Genomic DNA, 8502 nt, shown 5'->3' on the forward strand with positions numbered 1-8502 from the left:
CGCATCGCGGAGGACCTCGCCGACCGCGTCTCCCTCGCCCGCGAACTCGCCGCGGCGCGTGAGGCGCAGCAGCGCGGCCTCCTGCTCGAGGACCGGGCGCGCATCGCGCGCGACCTGCACGACCACGTGGTGCAGCAGCTCTACGGCGCCGGGCTCGACCTCGAGGCCGCGGCGGCGGACTCCCCCGGCGCCGTCGCCGAACGCCTCGGATCGGCCGTGGAGGCGATCGACGAGGCCATCGCGCAGGTGCGCACGATCGTGTTCGCGCTGACCCCCCAGGACGGCGGCGCGCCGACGCTGCGCCACCGGGTGCTCGACCTCGCAGGCGGCGCGTCACGGCATCTCCCCCAGCCCGTCGCGGTCTCGTTCGCGGGCCCGGTCGACCTCCTCTCGGAGGGGGCGCTCGCCGACGAGCTCACCGCGTCGGTCCGTGAACTGCTCTCGAACGCCGTGAAGCACTCGGGCGCGGCATCCGTCACCCTCTCGATCGTCGCGGCCGACGCACGCGTCACCGCCGAGGTGGCCGACGACGGACGCGGCATCGGCGATGCGGCCAGGCGCAGCGGCCTGGAGAACCTCCGCGTCCGGGCCGAGCGGCTCGGTGGCGCATTCGACCTCGACAGCAGCCCCGCCGGCACCCGAGCGCGGTGGACGGCACCCATCACCTTCCCGGAAGGAGACCCGACGACATGACCCGTGTGTTCCTCGTCGACGACCACGAGATCGTCCGGCGCGGCGTCGCGCAGCTGCTGGACCGCGAGCACGACCTCGAGGTCGTCGGCGAGGCCGGCACCGTCGCGCAGGCACTGGCCCGGATCGAGGCGACGAAGCCGGATGTCGCCGTGCTCGACATGCGACTCCCCGACGGCGACGGCATCGACCTCTGCCGTGAGCTGCGGTCGCGGCATCCCGAGCTCGCGTGCCTGATCCTCACGGCGTACGACGACGACCAGGCCGCGATGTCGGCCGTGCTCGCCGGCGCCGCAGGGTACGTGCTGAAGAACGTGCGGGGCACGACCATCGTCGAGGACGTGCGGAAGGTGGCGTCCGGCCGGTCGCTGATCGACCGCTCGATCGCGGCGCGCGTGTCGCAGCAGGCGAAGGCCGACGAGCACGACGACCCGCGGTTCAGCGCGCTGAACCTCCGCGAGCGGCAGGTGCTCGCGCTCATCGCCGACGGACTCACGAACCGTCAGATCGGCGAGCAGCTCGGCCTCGCCGAGAAGACCGTCAAGAACTACGTGTCGGGGCTGCTCTCCAAGCTCGGCTTCGAGCGGCGCACGCAGGCCGCGATCTACCAGATGGAGCGACGCACCCACGGCGACGACTGACCCGCCGCACGCGGAACGGGCCCGGGGCGTCGCCCGGGCCCGTTCGCGTTCAGGCAGTGACTCCTGAGGCGGTGGACTCCCTAGAAGTCGAAGTCGCCGATGTTGTCGGCGTCGAAGACGTAGGGGTCGCCGAGCAGGACGGTGCCGTCGGCGCCGACCTCGTACGAGCCGAGCTTGCCGGCCTCGAACGTGTCGCCCTCCTCACCGGTGATCTCGCCCGTGATCAGCGCCTGCGCCGCGTACGCGGCCAGGTAGCCCAGGTCGGCCGGGTTCCACAGCGCGAACGCGGTCACGGTGCCGTCCTCGACGTACTCCCGCATCTGGTTCGGGGTGCCGAGGCCGGTGAGGGCGACCTGCCCCTGGTACTCCGAGGTCGACAGGTAGCGTGCCGCTGCCGCGATGCCGACCGTGGTGGGCGAGATGATGCCCTTCAGCTCCGGGTAGGTCTGCAGCAGCGCCGCAGTCTTGTCGAACGAGGTCTGGTCGTCGTCGTCGCCGTAGACGACCTCGACGAGCTCGATGTCGGGGTGGTTGGCGGCCAGCTCCTCCTCCATCATCTCGATCCACGCGTTCTGGTTCGTCGCGTTCGCCGACGCCGACAGCACCGCGACCTGGCCCTCGTCGCCGATCTGCTCCGCGATCAGGTCGACCTGGATCTTCGCGATGCCCTCGGCGGTGGCCTGGTTGATGAACAGGTCGCGGCACTCGGGGTTCGTGTCCGAGTCGAACGTGACGACCTTGACCCCGGCTCCGGATGCCTCGTCCAGGGCGTCGCAGATCGCCTCGGGGTCGTTCGCCGACACCACGAGGGCGCCCACGCCCTGCTGCGCCGCGGTCTGGATGAACGAGACCTGCGACGTCGGCGACGCCTCGGTCGGGCCGACCTCGGCGAACTCGCCGCCGAACTCCTCGACGGCCTCCTGCCCGCCCGCGGACGAGGTGTCGAAGTACGGGTTGCCCAGGTTCTTCGGCAGGAACGTCACCGAAAGGTTCGCGTCACCGCCATCACCCCCGGAGTCACCCCCGCCATCCCCACTCGAGGCACAGCCCGTCAGGGCCAGGACCGTCGCGGCAGCCGCCGCGGTGATCGCCACGCCGAAACGGCGCGAACGCTGCTTGGTGAACATCGTTGTTTCCTTCCTTGGTGCCGGTGACCGACTGTGTGTGATTCCAGGTGGAGCGATCAGGACGACGACGCCGCCAGCTCTCGCTCCTTCTTCTTCCCGATCGCCGAGATCCGCCGACGGCGGAGCCAGGCGAGGAGACTTGCCGACACCACCGAGAGCACGAGCAGCACGCCCGTGATGACGTTGATGATGTCCGAGGTGACCCCCGCGAGGCGGAGCGCGCTGCCGAGCACTCCGATGAGCAGGACGCCGGCGATCACCCCGTGCAGGGCGCCGCGACCGCCGAAGATCGAGACGCCCCCGAGCAGGACCGCCGCGATGACCTGCAGTTCGAGGCCGGTCGCGTTGTCGCCGCGGGCGTTGCTGTAGAGCAGCGTGAAGTACACGCCGGCGAAGCCGGAGATGGTACCGCTCATGACGAACAGCCAGAACTTCGTGCGCCCGACGTTGATGCCCGAGAACGACGCGGCCTCCTTGTTCAGGCCGATGGCGTAGAGCGATCGGCCGAACGGCGTGAAGTGCAGCAGGATCGCGAACCCGATGGCGAGCACGACGAACGGGATCATGATGCCCGGGATCGGGGTCCCCGGGATGTTGTCCTTCGCGAGGTCCGACCAGGACTCGGGGAACTCGGTCACCGCGGTCGTGCCGAGCAGCCCGACGGCGATGCCGCGGAACAGCGCGAGCGTGCCGATGGTGACGGCGAGCGACGGCAGGCCGACGACGGTGACGAGGAACCCGTTGACCACGCCGGCGATCGTGCCGACGAGGATCGCGGTGATCGCGGCGACGGCGAAGGGCCAGCCGGCCTGCGTGAGGATGCCGGTCATCACGCTGGAGAGGCCGACGACGCTCGCCACCGAGAGGTCGATCTCCTCGGTGATGATGATGAGCGTCATCGGGAGCGCGATCAGCAGGATCGGTGCGATGTCGCGCAGCAGGTACGTCACCGTGAGGGGGCTGTCGAAGTTCGGGACGACCGCGAGCGACACCGCGATGACCACGATGAGCAGCCCGATGATGGCGGACTCGCGCGTCAGGAGCACGCGGCGCCAGAGCGGCCGCGAGTAGGCCGCGTAGGTGCGGGCGGAACGGGTGTCCGGAACGGATGCCGGTGCCGTGGCGGTCATCGCACGTCCTCCCTGGCCTCGATGAGCTTGCGGTGTTGTCGGAGCGCCAGGACCCGGTCGAGCACGATCGCGCCGATGATCAGCGCACCGACCACGGCGCGCTGCCAGAAGTCCTGGATGCCGACGATCGGGAGCGCCCGGTTGATCGTGAGCAGCAGGTAGGCGCCGATCGCGGCACCCCAGACGGTGCCCACGCCGCCCGAGATCGCGACGCCGCCGATGACGGCGGCGCCGATCGCCTGGAGCTCCAGGCCCGTTCCCGCAGCCGAGCTCACGGTGCCGTAGCGCGCGGCGTAGAGCACGCCGGAGAGGCCGGCGAGCGCGCCGCTGAGCACGAACGCGGTGAGGATGCGACGGGTCACGCGAAGGCCGTAGAGGTGCGCGGCGTCGGGGTCGGAGCCGATCGCGTAGAACTCGCGGCCGCTGCGCAGGTTGCGGAGCACCCACGCGGCGATGACGAGCACGATGACGGCGATGATCGTGAGGATCGGGATGAACAGGATCTGGCCGGTGCCGAGCCCGCGGAACGCCGCGGGGAGGTCGGACGCGTTGATCCGGTCGCTCCCGGTCCACGCGACGTTGATGCCGCGGTAGATGTAGAGCGTGCCCAGCGTGATCACGAGCGCGGGCACCCTGGCGAATGCGACCAGCGCGCCGTTGACCAGGCCGAGGATCGCACCGAAGGCGATGCCTGCGAGGAACACCGCGATCACCGGGATGCCGGGGAGGTCGATGAACAGCCGGCCCGTCAGGTAGGCGGTCAGACCGAGCACCGAGCCGACCGAGAGGTCGACGTTGCGCGTGATGATCACGATCGCCTGGCCGACGGCGACGAGCAGCAGCAGCGACGGCGTGAGCAGCAGGTCGCGGAACCCGTCGGACGAGAAGAGGAAGTTCGGGTTGACGGTGGTCGCGACGACGATCACCGCGAGCAGGGCGATGAGGATGCCGGTCTCGCGGGCCTTGAAGATGTGCGAGACGATGCGCGTCGCAGCTGACGATCCAGGCTGCGCGGGCGGGGCGGGCGGGGCGGTGGTCGCGGTCACTTCGCGTCCTCCTTGTCGGCGGTGGCGGCGAACATGACGGCCTCGGGGGTGGCCTCGGATCGGGGGAACTCCCCGGTGAGCGCGCCCTCGCGCATCACGAGGACGCGATCGGCCATGCCGAGGACCTCGGGGAGCTCGGAGCTGATCATGAGGATCGCGATGCCCTGCTGCGCGAGCTCGGACAACAGGCGGTGCACCTCCGATTTGGTGCCGACGTCGATGCCTCGCGTGGGCTCGTCGACGATGAGCACCGTGGGCTCGGTCGCGAGCCACTTGCCGAGCACGACCTTCTGCTGGTTGCCGCCCGAGAGCGTGCCCGTCTCGGCGTCGAGCGCGGCCGTCTTGACCTCGAGCCGGCTCGCCCACACCGCGGCCGCGGTGTTCTGCGCCCGGTCGGTCAGGAGCCCGCCCTTGGTGAGGGTCGAACGGATGGCGAGGGTGATGTTGCGCGAGACGGACTCGTCGAGCACCAGGCCCTGCTTGCGCCGGTCCTCGGGCACGAGCGCCAGGCCCCTCGCCATCGCGGCGTTCGGGTTGCCCTTCGGCAGCGACGTGCCGGAGACCCGGACCGAACCGGAGGAGTACGGGTCGACGCCGAAGATCGCCCGCGCCACCTCGCTGCGGCCCGCGCCGACGAGGCCGGCAAGGCCGACGATCTCGCCGGCACGGACCGTGAAGCTGATGTCGTGGAAGACGCCGGGCCGGGTGAGCCCCTCGACGACGAGCACATCGTCGCCGATCTCGGCGGGCAGCTTCGGGAAGAGCTCGGCGACGTCCCGGCCCACCATCTGGCGGACGAGCTCGTCGACGCTCGTCTCGGCGATCGGCTCGGTGGCGATGTAGCTGCCGTCGCGCATGACCGTGACGGTGTCGCACAGTGCGAAGACCTCGTCGAACCGGTGCGAGATGAACATGAGCGCGCGGCCCTCGTCGCGGAGGCTCCGCGCGACGGCGAAGAGGCGCTCGACCTCGACGCCGGAGAGGGCGGCGGTCGGCTCGTCCATGATGAGCACGCGGGCGTCGAGCGAGATCGCCTTGGCGATCTCGATGATCTGCTGGTCGGCGATCGACAGGCCGTCGGTGATGCGCTCGGGGTCGATCGAGACGCCGAGCCGCGAGAAGATCTCCTCGGCTTCGGCCCGCATCGCCTTCCGGTCGATCCTGCCGATGCGGTTGGTGGGTTGGCGACCCATGAAGATGTTCTCGGTGACCGACAGGTCGGGGAAGAGCGTCGGCTCCTGGTAGATGACGGCGATGCCCGCGGCCTTCGACTGCGCGGTCGAGTGGAAGTCGACGTCCTCGCCGCGGAGCTTGAAGGTGCCCGCGTCGCGGCGGTACAGGCCGGCGATGATCTTGACGAGGGTCGACTTGCCCGCGCCGTTCTCGCCGATCAGTGCGTGGATCGATCCCTGCTCGAGGGTGATGGTGCCCGATCGGAGGGCGACGACGGCGCCGAACGACTTCACGACCTTCGCGAGCTCGAGCGCCGGGGGCCCGGGGGTCGTGGTGGTCTGCTCCACGGTCACGTCCTCCTCCTTGAGGTGAAACTTTATGAATCGATTCAGGCTCGATTCAGGCATACTCTATGTAGGACATCGGCGAGGGTCAAGTCCGACCCGGACGGATGACCTCGAAGATCGATTGCGAAGGAGCAGGATGGCCGCGGTCAGCATTCGCGACGTCGCCCAGCACGCGGGCGTCTCGGTGGGCACGGTCTCCAACGTCCTCAACCGACCCGGCGAGGTGTCCGCCGAGTCGGTGCGCCGCGTGCAGGAGGCGATCGAGGCCCTCGGCTACGTGCGCAACGATGCCGCGAGGAAGCTCCGCGCCGGGGTGAGCACGACCGTCGGCTTCGTGGTGCTCGACGGGCAGAACCCCTTCTTCGGCGACGTCGTGCGCGGAGCCGAGGACGAGGGGTCCAAGTCGGGCATCGCGATCCTCTACGGCAACACCGACGAGGACCCGAAGCGCGAGCGCATGTACCTCGACCTCTTCGAGGAGCAGCAGGTCCGCGGCGTGCTCATCTCCCCGTACGGCGACATCAACCCACGGCTCGAGCGACTGCGCGCGCGCGGGATCGCGGCCGTGCTCGTCGACCGGTTCAGCGGCGACGGGCGGTTCAGCTCCGTCTCGGTCGACAGCGTCGCAGGCGGGCGGATGGCCGTCGAGCACCTCATCGCGACCGGACGCCGCCGGATCGCGTTCGTGGGCGGACCGTTCGAGATGCGCCAGGTCACGGACCGCCTCGCGGGGGCCCGTGCCGCCGCCGAGAACGCCGGCGAGCACGTCGACCTCGAGGTCGTCGCGACCGATGCGCTCACCGTGGCCGACGGCGCGGCCGCCGGCGCGCGGATCGTCGCGCGACCACGCTCGCAGCGGCCCGACGCGATCTTCGCCGCCAACGACCTGCTCGCGCTCGGGCTCCTGCAGTCGCTCATCGTCGACGGCCGAGTGCTCGTCCCCGACGACATCGCCCTCATCGGCTTCGACGACAACGTCTTCGCCGCGGCGGCCGCGGTGCCGCTGTCCTCGATGCGGCAACCCAGCCGGATGATCGGGCGCACGGCGCTGCGGATCCTCCTCGAGGAGACGGCCGACCCCGAGCTGATCCCGCGCCAGACGGTCTTCCAGCCCGAGCTCGTCGTGCGCGCGAGCACGGACCCGCGACGCTGAGCGCGCGGGTGCGCGCGCGCCCGCGCAATCGCACGTTCGAATGCCGCTTCTGCGGTGGAGGTCGATCCCGACGCGCACTCCACCGCGGAATCCGCACTCGGATGGGCTGTCGGAGGGCCGGCGTAGCGTTCGGCGCATGACGACGGATGCCGCGGCCTGCACGGCCGTGGACGAGCGCGGGCCGTGCGGGGCGCCCGCCGAACGCGGCGCTCCGCTCCGCATGTGCACGCAGCACCTGCTCGCAGCCCACGACTGGATCGTCCGCGAGCACGGGGTGACCGACGTGCTGCCCGGCGCGTGCCGGATGTGCGGGTCGCGGGTCGGCGTGCGGTACCCGTCGGGGTGGGTCTGCGCGACCTGCGAATGGCGCCTCGGCGACGTGGCGGATGCCGAGCTGCCGCCGCCGCGTGTCGACGTCGTGTACTACGTCCGCTGGCGCGAGCGCGTCAAGATCGGCACCTCATCGAACCCCAGGCAGCGGCTCGCGACGATCCCGCACGACGAGGTGCTCGCGTTCGAGCGCGGCGGGCGCGCCCTCGAGCAGCGCCGCCACGCGGAGTTCGCCGCGTCCCGGTGGCCCGGGCGCGAGTGGTTCCGCTTCGACGAAGCGCTCGTCCGGCACGTCGCCGAACTCGCCGCGAGCGGCGAGGACCCGTGGGACCGCTACGACCGCTGGCGCAGCGAGGAACTCGCCCGCCGCGCGTGAGCGCTCAGGACTTGCCGTGCCGCGGCTTGCGCGGCTTGCGTCCGTCTCCCGTGTCGCCGCCGTGGCCGCGGTCGTCGTATCCTCGGCCGCCGCCCGATCCGCGGTCGCGGTCGTACCCGCGTCCACCGCCGCCGTACCCGCGGTCGGAGCCGCGGTCGCGGTCGTAGGAGCGCCCGCCGCCGCGACGGTCGTCGTACTGGCGGCGCGGCCGCCCACCCGTGTCGAGGCGGAGGTCGATCAGGCGCCCCGAGATCCGGGTGTCGGCGAGCCGGTCGAACACGTCCTTCGGCAGGTTCGCAGGCAGCTCGACGAGCGAGAAGTCGGCCTGGATGCGGATGGCGCCGAAGTCGTCGCGCGCGAGCCCGCCCTCGTTCGCGAGCGCGCCGACGATCTGCCCGGGCATCACGCGGTGGCGCTTGCCGACGTCGAGGCGGTACGTCGCCATGCCCGCGCGCGGCTGCCGGTCGCCCCGGTCACGGCCGCCGCGGT

The 8502-nt window shown here is 71.0% G+C and carries 9 protein-coding genes; 4 read left to right on the forward strand and 5 right to left on the reverse strand.

Annotated elements, in window-relative coordinates; all coding sequences use genetic code 11:
• Together ESO86_RS07270 and ESO86_RS07275 are read left to right on the forward strand one after the other, a co-directional pair.
• Positions 1-693: sensor histidine kinase (locus tag ESO86_RS07270; RefSeq protein WP_242492254.1), on the forward strand; the 693-nt coding region annotated here is incomplete at its 5' end.
• Positions 690-1331, forward strand: coding sequence for a response regulator transcription factor (locus ESO86_RS07275; RefSeq protein ID WP_129234303.1), 642 nt, complete (start codon positions 690-692; stop codon positions 1329-1331). The genes ESO86_RS07270 and ESO86_RS07275, both read left to right, overlap by 4 nt.
• Before the next feature lie 80 nt (positions 1332-1411).
• On the opposite strand, the gene rhaS is transcribed toward ESO86_RS07275, so the two are convergent.
• The 4 genes from rhaS to ESO86_RS07295 are packed head-to-tail and all read right to left on the reverse strand — an operon-like array spanning position 1412 to position 6214.
• The gene (gene rhaS, locus ESO86_RS07280) at positions 1412-2458 is read right to left on the reverse strand and encodes a rhamnose ABC transporter substrate-binding protein (RefSeq protein WP_129234304.1); all 1047 of its coding nucleotides are present in this window, start codon (positions 2456-2458) and stop codon (positions 1412-1414) included.
• Positions 2459-2514: 56 nt separating this feature from the next.
• Positions 2515-3588 carry an ABC transporter permease gene (locus ESO86_RS07285; protein ID WP_129234305.1) on the reverse strand — a complete coding sequence of 358 codons (1074 nt, stop codon included), beginning with the start codon at positions 3586-3588 and terminating at the stop codon, positions 2515-2517.
• On the reverse strand, positions 3585-4634 hold the full coding sequence (locus tag ESO86_RS07290) for an ABC transporter permease (protein WP_129234306.1): 1050 nt from the start codon (positions 4632-4634) through the stop codon (positions 3585-3587). The genes ESO86_RS07285 and ESO86_RS07290 overlap by 4 nt, the downstream gene beginning before the upstream one ends.
• A complete protein-coding gene (locus ESO86_RS07295) occupies positions 4631-6214 on the reverse strand; it encodes a sugar ABC transporter ATP-binding protein (RefSeq protein ID WP_129234307.1) in 1584 nt (527 codons plus the stop codon). The genes ESO86_RS07290 and ESO86_RS07295 overlap by 4 nt, the downstream gene beginning before the upstream one ends.
• A 76-nt stretch (positions 6215-6290) precedes the next feature.
• Here ESO86_RS07295 and ESO86_RS07300 point away from each other — a divergent pair, with 76 nt between their 5' ends.
• Both ESO86_RS07300 and ESO86_RS07305 read left to right on the forward strand, forming a co-directional pair.
• Positions 6291-7307, forward strand: a complete 1017-nt coding sequence (locus ESO86_RS07300) for a LacI family DNA-binding transcriptional regulator (RefSeq protein ID WP_129234308.1) — start codon at positions 6291-6293, stop codon at positions 7305-7307.
• A 136-nt stretch (positions 7308-7443) separates the two neighbouring features.
• The gene (locus tag ESO86_RS07305; protein ID WP_129234309.1) at positions 7444-8013 is read left to right on the forward strand and encodes a GIY-YIG nuclease family protein; all 570 of its coding nucleotides are present in this window, start codon (positions 7444-7446) and stop codon (positions 8011-8013) included.
• A gap of 4 nt (positions 8014-8017) precedes the next feature.
• On the opposite strand, the gene ESO86_RS07310 is transcribed toward ESO86_RS07305, so the two are convergent.
• A partial coding sequence (locus ESO86_RS07310; RefSeq protein ID WP_207207051.1) for a DbpA RNA binding domain-containing protein occupies positions 8018-8502 on the reverse strand: 485 nt, incomplete at its 5' end.

The organism is Agromyces binzhouensis, assembly GCF_004135055.1.
Taxonomy (GTDB): domain Bacteria; phylum Actinomycetota; class Actinomycetes; order Actinomycetales; family Microbacteriaceae; genus Agromyces; species Agromyces binzhouensis.